The organism is Kitasatospora sp. NPDC094019 (assembly GCF_044764505.1).
Taxonomy (GTDB): Bacteria; Actinomycetota; Actinomycetes; order Streptomycetales; family Streptomycetaceae; genus Kitasatospora.
On the sequence record NZ_JBIWIF010000002.1, the window covers coordinates 600,247 to 620,040 of the forward strand.

A 19,794-nucleotide genomic window follows, 5' to 3' on the forward strand; every position below is an offset into this window, starting at 1 on the left:
CCACGACACACGCCGCTGACACCCGACCACCCCCACCCCAGGGGAACAGTCCGGTGCCAGCGGCGTCGTGCGTTCACCCGGCACACCACGCCGGGACGACCTCAGTCCCTCGGCGGAGCGTCGCTCTCCCGCCGATGGACGGCGAGGGCCCGCAGGTCGAGGTCGAGCGTGACGCGCAGGGCGGCGGTGCCCGCGGCCAGGGCCAGCGCCGCCCAGGACGCCCGGCCGGAGAGATGGATCAGTCCCGCCGCGAGGAGGTAGTCGGAGAGCAGCGTCACCGCGGGCCGGACCCGGCGCAGGCGCAGGGCGGCCAGGGCCGCCGCGCCGATCCCGAGCACGGTGACCCAGAGCGCCGCCTGCGGTAGGAGGGTGCCGGTCATCCCTTGGCGGGCCGGGCGGCGGGGCCCGGAGCCTCCGGGCGTCCGGTGCCCGTGGAGCGTTCGATCTCCGCGCGCTCCTCCCGGATCTCCCTGCCCAGGAAGTAGTTCAGCGCGGTGCGGATCGCGGCGATCGCCCCGAGCTGGCCGATCTCGGTGAACGTGGGGGCGACGGCCGTGCGCAGGATGTCGCCGGCGAGCTGGAACTCCAGGCCCAGGACGAGGAAGCGGCCCATCCCCAGCCGGATCCGGGTGAAGTCCCCGCGCGGGTCCGTCCCGGGTCCGGCGGCCCTGGCGGGCCGGAGCCAGAGGGCGGCGAAACGGACGAACGCCCACACCGCGCCGATGAAGATGATCAGCGCGCCCGCGAACTCGACCAGCCGTACGAACAGGTCGACGACGTCGTGCAGCGTCGACTCGGACAGGAAGTCGTCCATGCGGCCCAGTGTCGCCGAGACCCGGACGTCCGGCCCGTCCTCTCACCCGCGCGGCGCAGCAGCCGCCGCTCCCGGGCCGCGCGACCGCTCCCGCGGCCGGACAGTAAGGCTCATGAATCGTGTACCCGACGAGGGACTGGTCCTGGTCCCCGGCAACACCCTGATCACCGCGACGCCGGAGGAGGGCCGGGCCCTGGCGCTCACCCTGGCCCGGCACACCGTCCACAACGTCCAGCCCGACCTGGACGTGCTCAAGGGCGGACGGCCGAACTACTCGACCGACCCGGACAGCCTCGTCGCCGCCGCCCACGTGGTCGCCGTCGAGTTCCGGACCATCGCCGCCGCCAACAACTACTGGCGCCCCTGACCCCGCCCCCGCCTCCCGGGCGCGGAGCGTGCGCGGTTCGGCGCGGGTGGGACTCAGCGCTGGGGGAAGCTGAACGCGTAGCCGTTGGCCTTCAGCCACGGCAGCAGCTCCTCCAGGGCCGCCAGGGTCTGGGCCCGGTTGCCGCCGCCGTCGTGCAGCAGGACGGTCGGGCCGATCCGCAGTTGGGCCTTCGCCGTCTCGACGATGCGCTCGACGCCGGGGCGTTCGAAGTCGCGGGTGTCGACGTTCCAGCCGAGCGGGCGCATGCCGTGGGCGGCGGCGAGCTGGCGGCTCTCGGGGGTGAAGGCGCCGCCGGGGGCGCGGTAGTAGGGGACGGGCGCGCCTCCGGTGGCCTCCTGGATCATTCGCAGGCCCTCGGTGATCTCCCGCTCCTGGTACGCCACGTCCTTGTGGTCCATGGCGGTGTCGTGGCTGACGGTGTGGTCGCACAGGCGGTGCCCCGCGGCGACGACCTGGCGGGCGAGGTCCGGGTGTGCCCGGGCGTTGGGGCCGAGCATGCAGAAGACGGCCTTGGCGCCGTTCCGGGCGAGGACGTCCAGGATCCGCGGGGTCCACTGCGGGTCGGGGCCGTCGTCGATGGTGAGGTTGACGGTCCGGCCGGCGTCCTCGGACTGCCGGGAGATGCTCATGTCCACCACCGGCGGTGGCAGCGTGGGGTCCGGCGCCGTGACGGTGGGGGCGGGGTCGGCGGGCGATCCCGTCAGCCGGTGCAGCGGTCCGGGCGTCCCCATCCACGCGCCCGCGGCGCCCAGCAGGGTGAACGCCGCCGCGCCCAGGACGCCCGCCCGCAGCAGGGCGGTGCGGCGGCGGGCCGGCCGGGGATCGGGACGGCGGGCCGGACGGGGGAGCGCGTCGGCCCGGGGGTACCAGCTGGACGGGGTCGGGTTGGACGGCCCGACCTCGGACGGCGTGGCTCCGGACGGCTTCGGGTCCTGGTGGTGACGCACGGCGGTTCGCTCCTCGCGGCTTCGGGGACACGGCCCGGCGGCGCTGCCCGGCCTCTGTCCACGACCCTCCGCCGCGCCCTTGCGGGAGCTGTGAGCCGCGTATGAGCGTTCTGCAACAACCTTCGGCCCACCCGCGCCACGGCCTTGTTCCCGCAGGTCGGGGCGGAATACTGGCCGCTATGTCACGGGTACTGCTGATCGAGGACGACGACTCGGTGCGGGAGGCGCTGGCGCTCGGACTGCGCCGCCAGGGCCACGAGGTGCGCGGCGCCGCCTCGGGGGAGGAGGGGCTGGAGCGCGCCCGCCGGGAGCCGCCGGAGATCGTGGTGCTGGACCTGATGCTGCCCGGCATCGACGGTCTGGAGGTGTGCCGACGGCTGCGACAGGCCGGCCCCACCCCGGTGATCATGCTGACCGCGCGGGGTGACGACGTGGACACCGTGCTCGGCCTGGAGGCGGGAGCGGACGACTACGTGGTCAAGCCCGCCCAGTCCCGGGTGCTGGACGCCCGGATCAGGGCCGTGCTGCGCCGCGCCGGCGGCCCCGGCCCGGAGGCGGAGCGGGAGGTCCACGGCGACCTGGTACTGGACCGGGCGGCGCTGACCGTCACCAAGCGCGGCGTCCCGGTCCCGCTCGCGGCCGGAGAGCTGCGGCTGCTGCTGGAGCTCGCCGCCGCGCCCGGACGGGTCTTCGGCCGCGAACAGCTGCTGGAGTCGGTGTGGGGGCTCGGCCGCCAGGACGACATCCGCCTGGTCGACGCCGGGGTGAACCGGCTGCGCACCAAGATCGAGGACCACCCGGCCGAGCCCCGCTACATCCAGACCGTCCGCGGCTTCGGCTACCGCTTCGGGCCGCTGTGACCGCCGAACCCCCGCCGCGCCGGACCAGGCTGCGCCGCGCGCTCGCCGGCCTGCGGCCCCGGATGCTGGCCGGGTTCCTCGCCGTCGCCGCGCTGAGCGCGCTCGCCACCGCCGCCCTCACCTACCGGGCCGCCACCAACTCCACCCTGGAACTCACCCAGGACACCACCCTGGACGAGCTGCGCCGCCGCGTCGACACCCTCGCCCCCGGCCTGCCCTTCCCGCCGACCCAAGGTGAACTCGACAGCCTGGTAGGACAGTTGTCCGGAACCGCCGGATTCCGCGACTGGCGGGTGCTGGCCGCCCACGGCGACGACCACTCCGAGTGGACCCAGCCCGTCGACGTCCCGCCCGCCCTGACCGCGACGGTGACCGCCGGCCACGCCGCGTTCCAGCGCTTCACCGCCGACGGCCGGCCCTGGCTCGCCACCGGCGTCCCCGTCACCGGTGCCGCCGCGCCCCACGCGCCCTCCGGCCTCACCGTCTACGCCGTCCTCCCGCTCGACCGCGAGCAGAACGCCGCCACCGGCCTGCTCGCCGCCGCCGCCGGGGCGGGCGTCTTCGCCCTCGTCCTCGCCGCCGGGCTCGCCCTGCTCGCCGCCCGCCAGGTACTGCGCCCGGTCCGGGCCCTGGGCGACGCCGCCCACGCCCTCGCCCAGGGCCGGCTCGACACCCGCCTCACCGTCACCGGGCACGACGAGCTCGCCCAGCTCTCCAAGACGTTCAACCACACCGCCCGCACCCTTCAGGGCACCATCGAGGACCTGCGGGCGGTCGAGTCCCAGGGCCGGCGGTTCGCCGCCGACGTCTCCCACGAACTGCGCACCCCGCTGGCCGCCATGGTCGCCGTCACCGACATCCTCGACGAGGACGCCGAGCAACTGCCCGAGGACACCGCCACCGCGCTGCGCATGATCAGCAACGAGACCGCCCGGCTGGCCAGGCTGGTCAACGACCTGATCGAGATCTCCCGCCTCGACGCCGGGGCCGCCCCGCTGCACACCGAGTCCGTCGACGCCGCCACCGCCGTCCGCGAGACCCTGGACCTCCGCGGCTGGCGCGACCGGGTCGAGCTGGACCTGCCCGGAGCGCTGCCCGTCCGGCTCGACCCGCGTCGCTTCGACGTCATCGTCGCCAACCTCGTCGGCAATGCCCTGCGCCACGGCCGACCGCCGGTCCGGCTGCGCCTGCGGGAGGCGGACGACGACCTCGTGCTCACCGTCACCGACCGCGGCCCCGGCATCCCGCCCGCCGAACTGCCGCACCTCTTCGACCGCTTCTACAAGGCCGACAAGGCGCGCCGGCGGTCCGAGGGCAGCGGCCTCGGGCTGGCCATCGCCCAGGAGAACGCCCGCCTGCACGGCGGCGTCATCGAGGCGGCCAACGCTCCCGACGGCGGTGCGGTGTTCACCCTCCTCCTGCCCCGCGGGCCCGCCCCGCTCGACGGCGATCCGACGGAGGACTCCCCGTGACCCTCCGCCACCGCCACCGCCGCCTTGTCGTGGGCGCGGCCTCGCTGCTCCTGCTGGCCACCGGCTGCTCGATCCCCAGCACCGGCGCGGTCAGGAGCGGCCGGGCCGCCACCGGTATCCAGCCGGGCACCCGGCTGTACTTCCCCGGACCGCAGGGCATCGGGCTGGCGATCCGCCCGGGCCCGGTGCGGCAGGACCTGCAGCAGACCCTGAACACCCTGCTGGCCGGCCCCGACGACGCCGAGGCCCGGGCCGGGTTCTACAGCGCACTGCCCGCCTCCGCCACCGTCCTCGCCACCAGCACCCCGGGCCTCGTCACCCTGCGCCTGTCCTGGCCGACCGCGTCCCTGACCACCACCGCCGTCCAGCAACTCGTCTGCACCACCGAGGACGCTCCGGCGCCCGGGCCGCCCCCGAGGGTCTCCATCGTCAGCAGCGACGCCCCCTCCGCCGTCCAGCAGCAGTGCGACCTCCACCGCGCGGGCTGACGCCGGGCCCGGCCGAGGGCGGTCACAGCGCGGTGGCGCCCTCGACGACCAGCAGGACACCGATCACGGACAGCACGACGGCGGTGACGGCGCTGTTGTGGGTCTCCAGCCAGGCCCGCACCCGGCCCAGCGGTCCGAGGACGCGCTCCCCCGCGGCGAGGTGGAGCAGCAGCGGCAGCGCGACGGTGCAGACGGCGACGGCCGTGAACACCAGCAGGGCGGCGGTGCCGCGGCCCGCGCCGAGTTCGGCGGAGCCGATCGTCAGCCCGGCGGCCGCGGACAGCAGCAGGACCTTGGGGTTGGCCGCCGACAGCAGCAGGCCCAGCCGCAGCGCCTTGGCGGGTGTCGCGCCGGTCAGGGTCCGCATCCAGGCCGGGGTCCCCTTCTTCCCGCCGGTGGCCCGCATCCGGGCCGCGAGCAGCAGGAGGACCAGGCCGAGGACGATCCTGGTCCAGGAGGCCCAGGCGGGTGTCTCCTCCCGGGCCTCGACGACGACGGCGAGCGCGGCCGACGCGGAGGCCGCCGCGAGGATCCCGGCGGTCCAGCCGAGCAGGAACGCTCCGGCGGTCGCCCTGGCCCGCGGCGTGAACAGCAGGAAGATCGCCGGGACGACGGGGACCGGTGACAACGCGATGCCCAGCGCGAGCGGCGTCACCTCGCCGACCACACCCACGGGCGTCCTCCCGCCACTTCGCGTCGCGGTACCGCCCCGCGCACCGGCCCGGGTCCGCGACGGACGACCCGTTCGGCGGAAGCGGGCCGCCGGAACAGCAGGGCGGCGCACGCCCCCGGTTCCATGATGGGACCCGTCCCGGGGCGCGGCCACCTCGTGCGGATCCCGCCCGGGTGCGGGTGCGGGTGCCGGTGCGGGTCCCCTGCCGGGCCGGGTGGCCCGTTCGGCCCACGCACGCTCGCGGGGCCGTCCACCGGGCGCCGAAGCTGGAGCGCAGCAGGTCCGGACCGTTCGTGGTCCGACCGCGACGCGAAGGCAGCGACCCATGTCACGATTCCTCGACGGGTCCCACCGGGCTCCCGCGGCCTCCTCCGCTCACCGGCGATCGGCGCTCACGGCGGTCGCGCTGGGCTGCGCGGTCCTGGTGGCGGCCGGGTGCTCCTCGTCCTCGACGAGTTCCTCGCCGGCGACGAGCTCGCGCCCGTTCTCCCCGGACGCGAACTCCTTCTCCGGGCAGGTGCCGTCGGCCCTGGCCTCGGCCAAGGAGTCGGTGCTGGAGTCCGTGTCGGCCGCCGCGGCCTCCGCCTCGGCGGCGGCGGCCTCGTTCGAGGCTTCGGTCTCGGCGCAGATCGCGGCCGGGCGCGCCGAGGCCCAGGCGGCGCTGGCCAAGGTGGAGGGCGCGGGCAACGCGACCTCGGACGTCACGATCACCGGGCTGCCGAAGGCGCAGGCGGCCGGCTTCAACGCGGCGCTGGTCACGGTGGTGAACAGCACCCGTGACACGGCCTCCTACGCGATCAAGGTGGAGTTCCTGGACGGGGGCTCGGTGGTGGACACCACGTTCCTGAACGTGAAGGACCTGGCCGCCGGCGCGACGGCCGCCCCGACGGCGTTCAGCCCGCTCGACCGGGACAAGGCGCTGGTCCCGCGGGTCGCCCAGGCCCAGCGGTACTGACCCGGGGCGGCGGTACTGACCCGGGGCGGCGGTGCTGGCCCGGGGCGGCGGACGGCCGGGCGGCGGAGGCCCGAGCCGTCCCGAGCCGTCCCGAGCCGTCCCGAGGGCGTGGGGGCCCCCCGGGGGGGGCCCCCCCCCGGGGGGGGCCCCCGGGGGGGGGCCCCGGGGGGGGGGGGGGGGGGGGGGGGGGGGGGCCCCCGCCCCGCCCCGCGCCGCCCCGCGCGGCCCGGGGGGGGGCGCGCCCCGGGGGGGGGCCCCCCACGCCGGGGGCTCACTCGGCGGTGAGCCGCGGGGTGCGGAGCGGGGTGGTGCGGCGGTCACCGGTGGCCTCGAAGGCGGCGGCCAGGGTGAGCAGGGCGGTGTCGTCGTAGGCGCGGCCCGCGAAGGTGAGGCCGACCGGCATGCCGATGTCGGCCATGGTGCCCATCGGCACGCTGACGGTCGGGATGCCGAGGTGGCGCGGGACGAGGTTGCCGTTGGCGACCCAGACGCCGTTGCGCCAGCCGAGGTCCGCGGACGCCTCGTCCACGTCCATGTCGGCCGGGCCCACGTCGGCGACGGTGGGGAAGACCACGGCGTCCAGGCCGAGTCCGTCCATCCAGTCCTCCAGGTCGGTCCGGCGGGTCTGCTCCAGTCCGCGCAGGCCGTCCTCCAGGTGCGGCATGTCGGTGAAGGAGGCGTACGGCCGCTCGCGCACGAAGCGCGGGTAGTCGCCGATGGTGTCGTCGAAGCCGGGGTAGCGGTCGGGGAGCTCGCCGTTGTGCTTGGGCCAGATGCCGTCGCCGTCGACCTGGGTCAGGGTGTTGAGCTCCGGGTCGCCGTTGGCGCGCAGGAAGTCGTCCCAGGCCCAGGCGGAGAGGTCCTCGATCTCGACGGCGAGGAAGTCGCGGCCGACCAGGCCGCGGGTGAGCAGGGACGGCGCGCCGGGGCGGTCGGCCTCGTAGTTGGTGACCACGGGGAAGTCGACCTCGACGACCTCGGCGCCGGCGGCCTCCAGGTCGCGGCGGGCGGCCTGCCACAGGTCGAGGACGGAGGCGCGGGTCTCGATCGGCTGGCCGGTCTGGCCGCCGATGCCGCCCTCGGGGTTGGTCCCGGCCTCGGGGTCGGCGTTGATGTACATCCGGGGGACGCCGACGCGCTTGCTGGCGAGGGCCGCGCGGGCGGCCGCCGCGTCGGCGGGGGCGAGGGCCGGGTAGGAGGCGGGACGGACCTGGGAGGCGGCGGGGATCGGCACCCAGGGCTGGGCGCGCCACAGGTCGCCGCGGGTGTCCGGGTCGTCGGCGACGACGACGTCGAGCAGTTCGAGGAGGTCGGCCATGGTGCGGGTGTGCGGGACCACGACGTCCATGGTCGGGACCAGCGGCCAGTTGCCGCGCACCGAGATCACGCCGCGGCTGGGGGTGTAGGCGCACAGGGCGTTGTTGGAGGCGGGGGCGCGGCCGGAGGACCAGGTCTCCTCGCCGAGGCCGAACGCGCCGAAGGAGGCGGCGGTGGCGGTGCCGGAGCCGTTGGAGGAGCCGGAGCCGTAGGCGCTGGTGAGCCAGTCGGCGCTGTAGGGGCTCTCGGCGCGCCCGTAGACGCCGCGCTGCATGCCGCCGTTGGCCATCGGCGGCATGTTGGTGAGGCCGATCAGGACGGCGCCGGCGGCGCGCAGCCGCTCGATCGCGAAGGCGTCGCGCTGGGCGACGAGGTGCTCGAACGCCGGGGAGCCGGCGGCGGCGGTGAGGCCCTTGGCGAGGTAGCTGTCCTTGGCGGTGTAGGGGATGCCGTCGAGCGGGCCGAGGCTCTCGCCGCGCGCGCGGCGGGCGTCGGAGGCTTCGGCGTCGGCGCGGGCGTCGGGGTTCATCACGACGAGCGCGTTGAGTGCGGTGGCGGTGCCGGGGCGGTCGTAGGCCGCGATCCGCGCGAGGTAGGCGTCGAGCAGGCCGACCGAGGTGGTCCGGCCCGTCTCCAGTGCCGCGCGAAGCTCGGCGACACCGGTCTCCACAACATCGAATCCACGCGTCATGCGGATCTCTCCAGGGGTGGGGTAGCTGGTGCTGGAACGTTCCAGCAAGATGCACTTTATGCAGTGCTGGAACGTTCCAGCAAGGAGGTGCGGGAGCGGGCCGCGAGATCGCGGGGGCGAGGGCCTAGACTTCCGGGCTGTGACCAGCCGCCCCGTGACCCTGATCGACGTGGCCCGGGCGGCCGGCGTGTCGAAGAGCACCGCCTCCAACGCCCTCGGCGGTTCCGGGCGGGTGTCCGGGGCGACGCGCGAGCGCATCCAGGACGTCGCCCGGGCGCTCGGGTACCGGCCGAACACCGCGGCCCGCAGCCTGCGCCGGGCCAGCACCGGGGCGATCGGGCTGCACCTCCCGCGCACCGCGACCCGCCTGGACTACTACATGAACCTGGCGTTCGGCGCGGTCGAGCGGGCCCGGGAGGACGGTCTCGACCTCGTCCTGCTGGCCCCCGGCAGCGCGTCCGCGGGCGGACTCGCCTCCCGGGTGGACGGGCTGCTGGTGATCGACCCCGAGGTCGACGACCCGGAGGTCCCGGACCTCCTCGCCGCAGGCGTGCCGGTGGTCACCGGCGAGCGCTACCTGGGCGGGGGCGTCGCGCCGAGCGGCGCGGTGGTCTGCGACAACGCGGCCTCGCTGGCCGCGCTGCTGGACCACCTCGCCGAACGCGGCGCCCGCCGCCCCGCCCTGCTGGCCCCCGGGCCGGGCTCCGACTGGGCCGCCGCGCTGCGCGAGGCCGCCGGGACCTGGAGCCGGACACAGGGCGTGGAGGTGATCGTCCGTACGGTCCCGTTCGCGGCCACGCCGACCGAGGCCGAGGCCGCCACCGCCGACCTGATCGCCGGCGTCCCGGACCTGGACGCGGTGGTGTGCGCCCCCGACGGCGCGGTCTCCGGCGTCCTGGCGGGCGCGGCGCGGGCCGGACTGCGGGCGGGGGCCGACCTGCTGGTGGCCGCCTGCGTGGACGGCGCGGCGGCGCGCGGCTCGAACCCCCAGGTCACGGCCGTCGACCTGCGGGCGGGGGAGTACGGGCGGGCGTGCGCGGCCCTGCTGAGCGACCTGCTGGCGGGGACGGCCGAACCGGGCGTCGTCCGCCGCCACGACTGGGCGCTGAACCTCCGGGCGTCCACCGCGGGCCGGTCCTGAAACCGCCGGCCGGTCCTGAAACCGCCGGCCGGTCCTGAGTCCGCGGGCCGGTCCTGGAACCGTCCCGGCCCTCACCCCGCCCGGGAGGTGACCGGCGCACCCGTACCCCCCGACCGGCCGTCACTCGTACGAGTGATACTTCGCGGCGCACCAATCCGGCTCCCGCCCGGCACCGAATGCCCGGGGTGTGCCGCGGGAGCCGTCCGTGCCGGGACGGCTCCCGCCTCGATGGGAGGTCGCGATGTCCGCTGTGAGGCCGTGGGGCGAAACCCCGCCGTCGGCCCCGTCCCGGGGCGGCGACGCCGCCCGCGGCCGAGGGGCGGGCGGATGAACACCGTCGTCCGGCTACCGGTCCCGGGGCAGCGGGGCCCGGAGCTCAAGGAACTCGTCGCCCGAGCCGCCGGGGGCGACCAGCAGGCGTTCGCCCGGCTGTACGACGCGGTGGCGGGCCCGGTCCTCGGGGTGGTGCGGCGGGTGCTGCGCGATCCCCAGCAGTCCGAGGAGGTGACCCAGGAGGTCATGTTCGAGCTGTGGCGCACGGCCGGCCGCTACGACCCGCAGCGCGGGGACGTGATGTCCTGGGCGCTGACGGTGGCCCACCGGCGGGCCGTGGACCGGGTCCGGTCGGCGCAGGCGGCCACCGACCGGGAGCAGCGGGTCGCCGCCCGGTCGCACAGTCCGGCCTTCGACGAGGTGGCGGAGCAGGTGGAGCACCGGTTGGAGGGCGAGCAGGTCCGCGGCTGTCTGGAGGCGCTGACCGAGCTCCAGCGCGAGTCGATCTCGCTCGCCTACTACCGGGGGTACACCTACCCCGAGGTGGCGGATCTGCTCGGCGCCCCGCTCGGCACCGTCAAGACCCGGATGCGGGACGGTCTGATCCGCCTGCGCGACTGCCTGGGGGTCGGATCATGAGCGCGGCACCGGAACTGCACGGTCTCACCGGGGCGTACGCCGCGCACGCGCTGCCGGAGGCGGAGCGGGCCGCGTTCGAAAGGCATCTCGACGGGTGTCCGGCCTGTGTCAAGGAGGTGGCCGGGTTCCGGTCGGCGCTGGCCCGGCTCGGTTCGGCCGACTGGCTCACGCCGCCGCCCGCGCTCAAGGCGCAGGTGATGGCGGGCCTCGCCGGGATCCGCCAGCTGCCGCCGCCGGTCGGTCCGGCCGCCGGGAGCGGCGGCCCCGCTGCTGCCGTTCGCACGGGCCGCCGGACGGGTCGAGCCGTCGGTCGCGGCTCCGGTCGCGCCGCCCGGCCGGGGCGGCTCCGGTCGCGGGTCGCGCTGGCGGCCTGCCTGGCGCTGGCCGCCGGGGCGGGTGCGATCGCGGTGCACCAGCGGGGCGAGGCCGCCCGGGCCCGGGCCGAGGCAGCGCGGTCGCGGGACGGGCAGGCCGCGGTCGGGGAGCTGTTGACCGCGGCCGACGCCCGACTCGCGACGGCGGGCACAGGCGCCGGAGCCGGAACCGGCACGGTGGTGTGGTCGCGGGAGCGCGGGCAGGCGGTGTTCCTCGCCGCCGGCCTGCCGGAACTGCCCCCGGACCGCGCCTACGAGCTGTGGTTCGACGACGCCGGCACCATGCGCCCGGCCGGACTGCTGCCCACCGGGACCGGTCAGCTGCTGCTGACGGGCCGGATCGACGGTGCCAGGGGGGTCGGGGTCACCGTGGAGCCCTCGGGCGGATCGGCCCGCCCGAGCGGGCAACCCGTCCTCGTGCTGCCGTTCACCTGACCGTTCGTCTGCTCGCCTCATCCGCCCGGTTCGTCCGTCCGGTCCGGGTGGCGGGTCCGGGTGGCGGGTCGGCAGGGCAACGCCGTGCCGACCCGTCACTCCGACGGGTGAATACAGAACTTCTCGGCCCGACGGGCAAGCCGCGGCGCGCCCCACCCCGAATCCCGGACGGACGAGCCCGCGAGCCGCGGGCCCAGGCCGGAGACGGGAGCATGATGCCTTCAGAGCACATCGACACCCGGCTGCTCGATGAACTCACCGAGCAGTCGGAGGACCTGAACAGCGACGCGCTGCGAATCACGCGGGGTGCGCTGATCGACTTCGGGCAGGCGGCCGAACCCGTCCGGCGCGGACGCTGGTGGCAGCGCGGCGGTTTCCTGGCCGGAGCGGCCGGCATGGCCGCGCTGATCGGCGGGACCCGGGCCTTCGCGGACAGCCCGTCGCCCTCGGCCTCGGCCTCCGCGGCCGACGACATCATGGCGCTGCAGACCGCCGCGTCCCTGGAGAACCTGGCGGTGGCCGTCTACCAGACCGCCGCCGGGCTGCCGTTCATCAAGGACGGCAACAAGACGGTGGCGGCGTTCATCGCCAAGACCACCCAGCAGCACCAGGCCCACGCCATGGCGTTCAACGCGGCCGCCACGCAGGCCGGGGGCCAGGCCCAGAACAACCCGGACCCGAAGTACAAGGCCGTCGTCGACCAGGCGCTGCCGACCATCAAGGGACCGGCCGACGTGGTGAAGCTCGCCATCACCCTGGAGGACGTGGCGGCCCAGACCTACACCAAGAACGTCGCCCAGGTCTCCAACGCGGACCTGCGCAAGCTCTTCGCCTCGGTCGCCCCGGTGGAGGCCCAGCACCGGGCCACGCTGCTGGCCGTGCAGGCGCTGCTCGCGGGGAACGCCGCCGACCTGGTCACCATCCCGGTGGACCCGGCCAAGCTCCCGGCGGCAGCCGGCAGCGTCGGCTTCCCCGACGCCTTCTACCGGACCGAGAACGCGTCCCCGATCAGTGAAGGAGCCGTCAAGTGACGCGTAGCACCGAGGGCGGCTGGGAGCTTCCCATCAGCGAGGGCGAACTCACCCGCCTGACGGCCGAGATGGACCAGGCGCACCGGGACACCCTGCCCGCGATGCGGGCGAGTGCCCTGGACCTGACCGATGAGCTGCGCGCCCGCCGGGAGGGCCGGTCGCGCGACCTCGGGCGCCGCCGCTTCCTGCTCGGCGCGGGCGGGGCGGCGGTCGCGCTCACCGTCGCGGCCTGTTCCAGCGGGAAGTCCACCGGCAGCGCCCCGCCGGTGTCCGCCGGTGCCTCGATGCCGCCGTCCGCCTCCGAGTCGGGGCAGTACACCGGGGACCTGAAGGTGGTCGCGCTCGCCACCGCCCTGGAGAACCAGGCGGTCGGCGCCTACCGGGCCACGCTCGACGCCGCCGGGAAGGGCCGGCTCGGCACCGTGCCGCCGGCCGTCGCCACCTTCGTCACCACCGCGATGGCCCAGCACGCCGACCACGCCAGGGCCTGGAACGCCGTGCTGACCGGGGCCGGCAGGCCCGCGATCACCAATGTGCCGCTGACCAACCAGGCCGAGACGACCGAGGCGCTGGGCAAGGCCACCAGTGTGGGCGACGTCGCCAAGCTCGCCCTGATGCTGGAGGAGCAGGCCGCGCAGACCTACCTGTTCGCGACCTACAACGTCACCGGCGCGGGCGGCATCGCGACCGCCGCCACCATCGCCCCGGTGGAGGCGATGCACGCGGCCATCCTGAACTACGTGCTGGGTCAGTACCCCGTCCCGGACGACTTCCTGCCCGTCGACAAGGCCGCCTCCCCGGCGCTGCTCACCGTCTGACCGGGCCCTCCCAGGACCGGTGCGTGCCCGGACGCGAGAGCTCGACACCCCCGCGTCGGAGTACGTGCCCTTCCCGGTCCGCACCTTCCGGGCCTCGCTGCGGGGGCTCGGAGGGTGCGTGATCGCGGGGTGCCGGGGCACCGCCGAGCCCCCGCTCGGCGGCGCCCCGGCCCTGCCGTCTCCCGGCGCCGACACGGTGTCGGGGCCGGGCGGCGCCCCGGGTTCAGACGGCGGCCGGTTCCGGGGCGGAGTCGGCGGCGGCCTTCGCGCTGAGGGCGAGGCCGTAGCGGCGCAGCAGCAGGACGGCGGTGGTGGCGAGGCCGACCAGCAGGCCGAGCCAGAGGCCGCGGGTCCCGCCGCCGAGCGGGTGGGCGAGGAGCCAGGCGGTGGGCAGGCCGACGAGCCAGTAACCGATCAGGGTGATCCGGAAGCCGCTCCCGGTGTCGTCGAGGCCGCGCAGCAGGCCGACACCGATGTTCTGGGCGCAGTCGAAGAACTGGAGGACGGCGACGACGGCCAGCAGGCCGGTGGCGATCTCCAGGCCCCGCTGGTCGGCCGCCGAGCCGGCGTCGAAGTAGGGCCGCAGGACGAGGTCGGGGAGGGCGAGATAGACGATGCCGACCAGGGTGGTGACGACGGCGCCGCAGGCGAGGGCGGTGTTCTTGATCCGGCGGGCGGCGGCGTACTCGCCGAGGGCGAGCTCCCGGCTGACGTTGATGGATGCCGCGTGGGAGAGGCCGACGGCGACCTGGAAGACGATGTAGACCAACTGGTTGACGGCGGTGTGGGCGGCGAGCGCGGCGGCGCCGAAGCTGCCGGCGAGCAGGGCGGTGACGGAGAAGAACCCGGCCTCGGAGCCGTAGGTGGCGGCGATCGGGGTGCCGAGGCCGAGCAGACGGCGCACGGTGGCCGGGTCGGCGCGCCAGAAGTCGGGGCGCAGCAGCGGCGCGAGCCGCGGGTCGCGGCGGGCGGAGGCGTAGAGGGCGAGGAAGGAGAGCAGGTGGACGCAGCTGGTGGCGACGCCGATACCGGTGAGACCGAGTACCGGCAGGCCCCAGGTGCCGTGGATGAGGATCCAGTCGAGCCCGGCGTTGACGGCGACGGAGGCGATGGTGATCCGGAGCAGGGCCTGCGGGCGGCGCATGCCGACGGTGAACTGGCGGATCGCCTGGAACCAGAGGCAGGGCAGCAGGCCCGGCGCCAGCGCGGCGATCATGCCCTGCGCCCGGTGAGCGACGGCGGCGTCCTGGCCGAGCCAGGTCGCGGCCTGGCCGATGAGGACCATGAGGACGGCGCCGGCGAGGCCCGCGAGGGTGGCGACCGCCATCGCCGCCCGGACCAGGTCGCGGACGTCCTCGTCGCCCGCGCCCCGGACGGGAGCGTCCCCGCCACTGTCGAGGCTGCCCGCGCCGAGGGCGGCGGCGTTCCCGTCCCCGTCACCCGGGTTCCCGTCCTCCGGGCCCCGGGCCCGTTCGGCCCGGGCCGCGGCGGCCGCGACCTGGTTGCCGACCGAGGTGACGAGTCCGACGCCCATGGTCCGAAGCTGGTTGAAGACGACCAGGGCGAGGCCGCCGGCCGCCAGGGCCTCGGTCCCGAGCACGCCCATCATGACGGTGTCGGTGGTGGTGAGGGCGACCTGGGCGAGCTGGGTGAGGGCGAGCGGGACGGCGAGTGCGGCGAGGGCGCGGCTGTCGCGGGCGAGGGTGGCTGGCTGCTGCATCGTGGGTGTCACGTTTCTCGGAAGTCAGGGCCGGCGGAGCTTGGTGAGCGTCTCGTCGATGTCGGCCTCCACGGCGTCGTCGAGCAGCGCCCGGGCGTTCATCCAGTCGTCGTTGAAGACGGTGTCCATGTACTTCTCGCCCCCGTCGTTGATGAATGCGACCATCACGGCGTCCGGCGGCAGGGTCCCCAGGCGGGTCAGGGCCTCGTGGACGACACCTCCGGCGGAGCCGCCGATGAGCAGGCCGGTGCGGCGGGCGACGACGCGGGCGGTCGCGAAGGCTTCGATGTCGCCGACCTTCACTCCCTCGTCGATGAGGTCGTAGTCGACCAGCAGGCCGATGCTGGCGCCCTCGGGGGTTCCGGTGCCGGACTGGTAGTAGTCGTGGGCGGGCGGGCCGAAGGCGATCGAGCCCTTCGGTTCGACGCCCACGACGGCGACGCCGGGCACGGACTTCCTGAGCTCGCGGGCGGTCCCGCACAGGCCGCCGCCGGTGCCGACGGCGCCGATCAGCACGTCCACCCGGTGGTCGAGGGCCTGGGCGATCTCGCGGCCGACGGCGTGGTAGCCGACCGCGTTGCTGGGGTTGTTGTGCTGCTCGGTGAAGAAGGTGTTGTCCTTGCCGCGGGCCATCTCCTCGGCGAGTTCCTCACGGGCCGCGGTGTGGAGTTCCTCGCCGTCGGTGTCGGCGTCGACGTACACGAGTTCGGCGCCCATCGCCTTCATGCCGCGGAGCTTGTCGACGGCGGCGTGGTTGTCGACGACGGCGGTGAACCGGTAGCCGCGTTCGGCGGCGACCACGGCCAGGCCGAGGCCGGTGTTGCCGGAGGTGGACTCGATGATGTGGCCGCCCTCGTGCAGCTCGCCGCGCTCCTCGGCGTCGAGGACCATCTGGCGGGCCATCCGGATCTTGGCGCTGCCGGTGGGGTTGAACATCTCCAGCTTGAGGAGCAGCCGGGCGCCGTTGTCGGCGCGGGCGAGCTCGAACAGCGGGGTGCGGCCGATGAGGTCGGACATCCGGTCGACCACCGGGGGGCGGTTCAGGGCGTCGGTCATGGTGGGGCTCCGTGGGGACGGCGGGGCGGGGGTCAGCGGTCGAGGCGCCAGCGCGGGCGGTCGCCGCGGTGGTCGACGACGACCTTCGGCGGCAGCGGGAGTTCGTGGAACGGGGACTCGTTGGAGTCCATCTGGTAGCCGGCGGTGTTGGGGTAGACGAGCAGGTCGCCGACCCGGGGCCGGGCGGGGAAGGGGATCTTGCGCCAGGTCAGCAGGTCGGAGTCCAGACAGCTGGCCCCGCCCACGCAGGCCGGGTAGGGATAATCGGCGGCGGTGTCGCCATTGGCGTCGGCATCGTCGGCGCGCTCGCGCAGCAGCACCGGGTCGGGCAGGTACTCGCTGTTGAACCACTGCTCGGACAGGCTGAGGCTGGTCCCGTCCACGGTGACGATCCCGTACCCGGCGCGGTCCTTGACGCCCTGGACGGGGAACACGGACGAGCCCGCGCCGTCCAGCAGCGCGCGGCCGGGCTCCAGCAGGAGCGTCACCCCGGCCCGCCGCAGCCGGGCGGCGAGGCTCGGACCCGTGCCGCCGGGGCTGGTGGCGAGGATCGCGCGCAGGGCGTCCGCGCCGGCGACGGGGGAGTGGTACGGGTAGAAGTCGTCCGCGGCGAAGGACTTGCCGCCGTGGTAGTGCCCGGGCCCCTGCTCGGCCAGGAAGGCGTGCCAGACGTCGGCGGCGACGTAGTCGACGGGGAAGCCGCCGCCGATGCTGAGCCGGTCCGCCGGCAGGCCCGCCGACCGGGCCTTGAGGCAGAGTTCGAGGAGTTCGCCGGCGAGGTCGGCGCGCGGTCGGACCGCGTAACCGGAGAGGTGGAAGCTGAAGCCCTCCATCCGGACGGTGTCCCCGGCCGCGGCGCAGCGCTCCAGCGCCCGGTCGAGCTGGGCGTCGTCCAGACCGAAGCGGCTGCGCGGCTGCTCCGGCGGGTACCGGCGGAGCAGGACCCGGACCGGGCGGTCGCCGCCGAGGCCGAGCAGGAGTTCCAGTTCGTCGAGGGCGTCGACGGCGATCAGCGCGCCCTGCCGGGCGGCGACGCGCAGCAACTGCTCGGACTTGGCGGGGCCGGTGACGACGAGGTCCTCGCCGCGTACACCGTGGCCGAGGGCCTCGCGGAGTTCGCCGAGGGAGGCGACGTCGAGCCCGGCGCCGGCGGCGGCGCAGCGCTCGACGAACACGGCGGCCTTGTTGGCCTTCTTCGCGTAGTGGATCCGGCCCTCCACCCCGGCGTCGGCGAGGGCGGCGCGGAACGCGGCGAGGTTGGCGTCGAACCGCTCGGGCAGGAGGTAGTGGAAGGGGCCGCGCAGGCCGTGGGCGAGTTCCTGGAGCAGGCCGCTGCCGTGGATCCGGTCGGCGAGCGGGTCGGGGCGGGCGGGCAGGGTCAGCGCCACAAGGCCACCTCGGTGCCGAGGCCCTGGTCGGCGGCGAGCTGGGCGAAGCGGTGGCCCAGGGCGATGTCGGTGACGACGAGTCCGCTGTTGTAGGCGAAGATCCGCTGCTCGGGTGCGGTGCGGGCCTTGGAGACGCCGGAGAGGACGACGGGCAGTTCCAGGTCGACGGCGGGGAGCTCGCCGTCCGGGTCGGCCATGTCGGTGCCGGTGACGCGCATCTGGGCCTCGCTGGTGGCGATCACCCGGTCCGCCCGGTGGAGGGTGGAGGGGGCGAGGCCGTGGCCGACGAGGATCGAGACCGCGCCGGGGCGGAGCCAGTCGGCCTCGACGGCTGCCGGGGTGTGCCCGCCTGCGGTGGCGAGGACGACGTCGGCGTCGCGGGCGGCGGCCCCGAGGTCGGTGACCAGCTCGATCTCCCGTTCCGGGAAGTGCCGGGCGAGTTCGGCGCGGACGGCGGCGATGCCGTCGGGGTGGGTGCCCGAGAGCAGCAGGCGCTCCAGCCCGGGCAGGGCGGTGAGCAGGAACGGCAGGGCCAGCCGGCCCTGGGTGCCGGTGCCGATGACGAGCGCGGTCGACGCGCCGGGTGCGGCGCACTCGCGGGCCAGCAGGGCGGAGACGGCGGGGGTGCGCAGGGAGCCGATGCGGGAGCAGTCCATCATGGCGACGGGCAGGCCGGTGAGGTCGTCGTAGAGGGTGAGTGTCGTGTAGTAGTGCTGGTTCTCGCGGCTCTCGTGGAGGCCGTGCTTGTACGAGGTCTTGACGGCGACGACGTTGCGCACGCCGTCGCGGCCGAGCATGGCGTACGAGACGGAGTGGCCGTCGGCGGGCTTGACGGTGAGCTTGCGCGGGTTGTCGGACTGCCCGGCGGCGAGGGTGCGGTACGCCTGTTCGACGGTGTCGACGACGTCGGCGAGGGTGATGTCCAGGCCGGCGAGGTCGCTGGTGGACAGTACGCGCAGGGTGGTGTCGTCCCGGTCCATGGGTGTGCCCTTCGGAGTGGTGAGCGGCGGTGGTGGCGGGCCCGGGGGCCCGGGCGGTTCAGGAGGCCCAGGCGGTCAGGGCGGTCTGGCCGTAGCCGTGCTCCCCGGCCTCGGCGGCCGGTCGGGTGGGCCGGTTCCCGACCCGGACGGAGGCGCGCTTGAGCCAGCGGTCGGTGCCGTCGTAGCGGGCCCGGAACGGGACCCGGCCGTGGACGACGAGGTCGTTGTCGACGACCAGGACGTCACCCGGTTCCAGGCTCACCGCGACCGAGACGCGGGCGAGTTCCCCGCCCAGGCGCCCGTACGCCTCGCGCCACGCCTCGTCCGCCCCGTCCTGCGGGGTGTAGGCGGGGTCGTAGCGCATGGTCAGGCCGTCGGGCGCGGGGAAGAGCGTGGGCACCGGTGCGGGGCGGCCCCCGAACTGCCGGGCCTGCTCGTAGGCGTCGTCGGGCAGGATCGGGGCCACCGGCCGCTTCAACTGCTCGACGTCCGCCTCGGACAGCTCTGCGAGGCGCACGCTGGCCGCGGTGGTGGCGATGGCGTCGTGGTTGCGCATGCAGCACAGCAGCAGCAGGTGCGCGCGGCCCGGGTGGAAGGCGTCCTCGGTGTGCGGGGTGAGCAGGACGGAGCTGGAGGCGCCGGTCTGCTCGCTCTCGTGGCCGGGCGAGGGCACGATGTTGTGCACGAACCTGCCGTCCTGCTGGCCGTCCCAGGCGATCGGGGTGCCCATCAGTGTGGAGACGAGCAGGAGGACCACGTCCCAGAGCGCGCCGGCGTCGCCGACGGTGGACCAGTGGCCGGGCGTGGGGCCGAGATCGGTGTCGTCGACGGTGAGGCCGCGGAGCACGAACAGGCCGTCGGCGGTGTCGACGGGGCGCAGCCGGCGGTGGAGCGTCGCACCGAGCCCGGCGCAGGCCGCGGGCAGGTCGGCGAGCAGGGCCGGGCTGGTGGCCGAGCCGTGGCGGTCCAGCAGCCGGGCGGCGGCGGAGGTGAGTTCCGTGACGGCGTCGGCGTCGAGACGGCGTACCGGGGCAGGGCAGGTGGGCACGGCGGAGCCTTCCGGGGGCGGGAACGGAGAGGGGGAGGCAGCGGGCGCACGGCATCACCGCGCCGGTGCGGGACGGCGACGGGAGGTGCTCGTCGGGTGATGGTCCGGGGCGGCTCGAAGGCGGCTCGAACGGCCGGACGACAGGAAACGTAACAACGTCTTCGGGGTAAGGCAAGCCTTACCCCGACTTTGTGTCTACATTTACGTAGTCGTAGTTCTGTCGGGCTCGGCGCGGGCATCGAAGCCTCAACTTCCCTGCTGAGAGGGATAATTGTGGGTGGCTGAC

The 19,794-nt window shown here is 75.3% G+C and carries 21 protein-coding genes; 10 read left to right on the forward strand and 11 right to left on the reverse strand.

Going from position 1 to position 19,794, the window contains the following annotated elements; genetic code table 11:
- Positions 1-101: 101 nt before the first annotated feature.
- On the reverse strand, positions 102-380 hold the full coding sequence (locus ACIQ9P_RS07675; protein ID WP_402351294.1) for a hypothetical protein: 279 nt from the start codon (positions 378-380) through the stop codon (positions 102-104).
- On the reverse strand, positions 377-814 hold the full coding sequence (locus ACIQ9P_RS07680) for a DUF1622 domain-containing protein (protein WP_402351297.1): 438 nt from the start codon (positions 812-814) through the stop codon (positions 377-379). The genes ACIQ9P_RS07675 and ACIQ9P_RS07680 overlap by 4 nt, the downstream gene beginning before the upstream one ends.
- Before the next feature lie 112 nt (positions 815-926).
- Here ACIQ9P_RS07680 and ACIQ9P_RS07685 point away from each other — a divergent pair, with 112 nt between their 5' ends.
- Complete coding sequence (locus tag ACIQ9P_RS07685; protein ID WP_402351300.1) at positions 927-1,181, forward strand: hexameric tyrosine-coordinated heme protein; 255 nt, start codon at positions 927-929, stop codon at positions 1,179-1,181.
- A gap of 53 nt (positions 1,182-1,234) precedes the next feature.
- On the opposite strand, the gene ACIQ9P_RS07690 is transcribed toward ACIQ9P_RS07685, so the two are convergent.
- The gene (locus tag ACIQ9P_RS07690) at positions 1,235-1,933 is read right to left on the reverse strand and encodes a polysaccharide deacetylase family protein (protein WP_402351502.1); all 699 of its coding nucleotides are present in this window, start codon (positions 1,931-1,933) and stop codon (positions 1,235-1,237) included.
- Positions 1,934-2,328: 395 nt separating this feature from the next.
- On the opposite strand from ACIQ9P_RS07690, the gene ACIQ9P_RS07695 reads away from it, so the two are divergent.
- From ACIQ9P_RS07695 to ACIQ9P_RS07705, 3 genes are read left to right on the forward strand one after another with little or no spacing between them, the layout of a single operon-like run.
- Complete coding sequence (locus ACIQ9P_RS07695; RefSeq protein WP_402351303.1) at positions 2,329-3,009, forward strand: response regulator; 681 nt, start codon at positions 2,329-2,331, stop codon at positions 3,007-3,009.
- The gene (locus ACIQ9P_RS07700; protein ID WP_402351306.1) at positions 3,006-4,481 is read left to right on the forward strand and encodes a sensor histidine kinase; all 1,476 of its coding nucleotides are present in this window, start codon (positions 3,006-3,008) and stop codon (positions 4,479-4,481) included. The genes ACIQ9P_RS07695 and ACIQ9P_RS07700 overlap by 4 nt, the downstream gene beginning before the upstream one ends.
- On the forward strand, positions 4,478-4,969 hold the full coding sequence (locus tag ACIQ9P_RS07705) for a GerMN domain-containing protein (RefSeq protein WP_402351309.1): 492 nt from the start codon (positions 4,478-4,480) through the stop codon (positions 4,967-4,969). The genes ACIQ9P_RS07700 and ACIQ9P_RS07705 overlap by 4 nt, the downstream gene beginning before the upstream one ends.
- Before the next feature lie 22 nt (positions 4,970-4,991).
- Here ACIQ9P_RS07705 and ACIQ9P_RS07710 read toward each other — a convergent pair whose 3' ends face one another.
- Both ACIQ9P_RS07710 and ACIQ9P_RS07715 read right to left on the reverse strand, forming a co-directional pair.
- A complete protein-coding gene (locus tag ACIQ9P_RS07710) occupies positions 4,992-5,642 on the reverse strand; it encodes a GAP family protein (RefSeq protein ID WP_402351312.1) in 651 nt (216 codons plus the stop codon).
- A 375-nt stretch (positions 5,643-6,017) separates the two neighbouring features.
- Positions 6,018-6,185, reverse strand: a complete 168-nt coding sequence (locus ACIQ9P_RS07715) for a hypothetical protein (RefSeq protein ID WP_402351315.1) — start codon at positions 6,183-6,185, stop codon at positions 6,018-6,020.
- A 7-nt stretch (positions 6,186-6,192) separates the two neighbouring features.
- Between ACIQ9P_RS07715 and ACIQ9P_RS07720 the strand changes: the two genes are divergently transcribed.
- Positions 6,193-6,597, forward strand: a complete 405-nt coding sequence (locus ACIQ9P_RS07720) for a hypothetical protein (RefSeq protein ID WP_402351318.1) — start codon at positions 6,193-6,195, stop codon at positions 6,595-6,597.
- Between the two features lie 271 nt (positions 6,598-6,868).
- On the opposite strand, the gene ACIQ9P_RS07725 is transcribed toward ACIQ9P_RS07720, so the two are convergent.
- Positions 6,869-8,605: an amidase gene (locus ACIQ9P_RS07725; protein WP_402351321.1), complete on the reverse strand. Its 1,737-nt coding sequence runs from the start codon at positions 8,603-8,605 to the stop codon at positions 6,869-6,871.
- 139 nt (positions 8,606-8,744) lie between these two features.
- Here ACIQ9P_RS07725 and ACIQ9P_RS07730 point away from each other — a divergent pair, with 139 nt between their 5' ends.
- From ACIQ9P_RS07730 to ACIQ9P_RS07750, 5 genes are all read left to right on the forward strand, one after another.
- The gene (locus ACIQ9P_RS07730) at positions 8,745-9,746 is read left to right on the forward strand and encodes a LacI family DNA-binding transcriptional regulator (RefSeq protein ID WP_402351324.1); all 1,002 of its coding nucleotides are present in this window, start codon (positions 8,745-8,747) and stop codon (positions 9,744-9,746) included.
- 327 nt (positions 9,747-10,073) lie between these two features.
- Positions 10,074-10,658, forward strand: coding sequence for a sigma-70 family RNA polymerase sigma factor (locus ACIQ9P_RS07735; protein ID WP_402351327.1), 585 nt, complete (start codon positions 10,074-10,076; stop codon positions 10,656-10,658).
- Positions 10,655-11,467: an anti-sigma factor domain-containing protein gene (locus ACIQ9P_RS07740; protein ID WP_402351330.1), complete on the forward strand. Its 813-nt coding sequence runs from the start codon at positions 10,655-10,657 to the stop codon at positions 11,465-11,467. Before ACIQ9P_RS07735 ends, ACIQ9P_RS07740 begins: the two co-directional genes overlap by 4 nt.
- A 212-nt stretch (positions 11,468-11,679) precedes the next feature.
- Positions 11,680-12,498 (forward strand): ferritin-like domain-containing protein, encoded by an 819-nt coding sequence (locus ACIQ9P_RS07745; RefSeq protein ID WP_402351333.1) that lies wholly within the window; start codon positions 11,680-11,682, stop codon positions 12,496-12,498.
- Positions 12,495-13,316 carry a ferritin-like domain-containing protein gene (locus ACIQ9P_RS07750; RefSeq protein ID WP_402351335.1) on the forward strand — a complete coding sequence of 274 codons (822 nt, stop codon included), beginning with the start codon at positions 12,495-12,497 and terminating at the stop codon, positions 13,314-13,316. Before ACIQ9P_RS07745 ends, ACIQ9P_RS07750 begins: the two co-directional genes overlap by 4 nt.
- A 223-nt stretch (positions 13,317-13,539) precedes the next feature.
- On the opposite strand, the gene ACIQ9P_RS07755 is transcribed toward ACIQ9P_RS07750, so the two are convergent.
- The 5 genes from ACIQ9P_RS07755 to ACIQ9P_RS07775 are packed head-to-tail and all read right to left on the reverse strand — an operon-like array spanning position 13,540 to position 19,508.
- A complete protein-coding gene (locus tag ACIQ9P_RS07755) occupies positions 13,540-15,036 on the reverse strand; it encodes an MATE family efflux transporter (RefSeq protein WP_402351338.1) in 1,497 nt (498 codons plus the stop codon).
- Positions 15,037-15,060: 24 nt separating this feature from the next.
- The gene (locus ACIQ9P_RS07760; protein WP_402351341.1) at positions 15,061-16,092 is read right to left on the reverse strand and encodes a cysteine synthase family protein; all 1,032 of its coding nucleotides are present in this window, start codon (positions 16,090-16,092) and stop codon (positions 15,061-15,063) included.
- Between the two features lie 32 nt (positions 16,093-16,124).
- A complete protein-coding gene (locus ACIQ9P_RS07765) occupies positions 16,125-17,480 on the reverse strand; it encodes a Y4yA family PLP-dependent enzyme (protein ID WP_402351344.1) in 1,356 nt (451 codons plus the stop codon).
- Positions 17,471-18,460: an ornithine cyclodeaminase family protein gene (locus ACIQ9P_RS07770; RefSeq protein WP_402351346.1), complete on the reverse strand. Its 990-nt coding sequence runs from the start codon at positions 18,458-18,460 to the stop codon at positions 17,471-17,473. The genes ACIQ9P_RS07765 and ACIQ9P_RS07770 overlap by 10 nt, the downstream gene beginning before the upstream one ends.
- A 58-nt stretch (positions 18,461-18,518) precedes the next feature.
- On the reverse strand, positions 18,519-19,508 hold the full coding sequence (locus tag ACIQ9P_RS07775) for a TauD/TfdA family dioxygenase (protein WP_402351349.1): 990 nt from the start codon (positions 19,506-19,508) through the stop codon (positions 18,519-18,521).
- Positions 19,509-19,794: the final 286 nt, after the last annotated feature.